This window comes from Streptomyces sp. NPDC127084 (assembly GCF_042724175.1).
In the GTDB taxonomy this organism is placed as follows: domain Bacteria; phylum Actinomycetota; class Actinomycetes; order Streptomycetales; family Streptomycetaceae; genus Streptomyces.
Genome location: NZ_JBHXFA010000382.1, coordinates 1 through 1,283, shown reverse-complemented (window position 1 = coordinate 1,283; position 1,283 = coordinate 1). Strand labels below are relative to the sequence as shown.

The 1,283-nt window shown below is 69.8% G+C and carries 1 pseudogene; it reads right to left on the bottom strand.

Annotation, left to right across the window (positions count from 1 at the left end):
- Positions 1-117: 117 nt before the first annotated feature.
- Positions 118-1,283: pseudogene (locus ACFWI9_RS34395) on the bottom strand (DNA polymerase III subunit alpha); the annotation flags it as partial.

The following is a 1,283-nucleotide window of genomic DNA, read 5'->3' as shown; positions in this document are numbered from 1 at the left end:
GTTACTGATACGGCGACCACCGCGATATACACTCCGACTCTCGTCGGCCGCGTCCGAGGTGTATACGCGCCAGAACCAGAGCTTGCGGTGCTGCGGGCCCCTCGGCGGCTCAGGTCCGCGGCGCGGGCCGCGGGCTTCGACGGTGCCGCGCACCAGCAGCAGCCCGGTGTGGAAGACGGTGTACGCGCAGGCCGGGTGGGAGTCTTCGAAGAAGGCGAGGTCGACCAGCCCGGAGCCGTCCTCCAGGGTGGTGAAGATGACGCGCTTGCCGGACGGGATCGGCGGTGTCTGGGTGGAGGCCCGTACTCCGGCGACCAGCACCGGTTGTCCGGGCACCATGGCGCGCAGGTGCGCGGCGTCGGTCGCGCCGAGCTCGCGCAGCAGCCGGTGGTGGTGCTCCATCAGGTGCTGGCTCACGTCGATGGAGAGGGTGTCGAGTTCGGCGCCCAGTCTGTCGCGGCTGGTCATCTCCGGCAGCCCGCTGGGAGTCGCGGTGACCAGTTCGCCGCCCAGAGGCAGTTGCCCGTCGGTGGTGGTGCGGTTGCGGGACTGTCGGTGCAGCTCGACCGCCTGCAACAGCAGATCCCGCCGGGTCAGGCCGGGGGAGAGGGCGTCGAGGGCGCCGATGCGGATCAGACGCTGTGCGAGCGGCAGGGACGGGCGGGCACGCAGCCACACATCCTGAAGTCCGGTGTAGGGCTGACCGGCCGTGAGGCGGGAGGTCTCCGCCGAGCTGATGCCCTTGACCGTGGAGAACGCCAGGCGTACGCCCCAGCCCTGTCCCGTGTCTTCCACAATGTGCCGCCCGCGGGAGTGGTTGACGTCGACGGGCAGCACCGGGACGCCGTGGCGGCGGGCGTCGGCGACGATGACCCGGCGCGGCCACATACCCGGGTCGTGCTCCAACAGCCCGGCGTACAGAAAGGCCGGGAACCGCACCTTCAAAAAGGCGCTCTGAAGTGCAGGAACAGCGAAAGATACGGCATGTGCACGACAAAAACCATAAGATCCAAAACTCGCGACGGTCTCCCACACCTCGTCCAGCACGTCCTTGGCGTAGCCGCGCTCCCCGGCCGTACGACGGAACCAGTCCTCCACCCGCGGCAGCCGGTCGGGGTCGGCGAGGGCGCGGCGGGCGACGTCGCCGGCGGCACGGTCGCAGCCGGTCATCCGGGCGAGGATCGCGATGATCTGCTCGTGCCAGATCACCACGCCGTACGTGTCCGACAAGATCGGCTCCAGGTCCGGATGCGCGTACCGCGGTGCCGCACCATGCCGGGCCG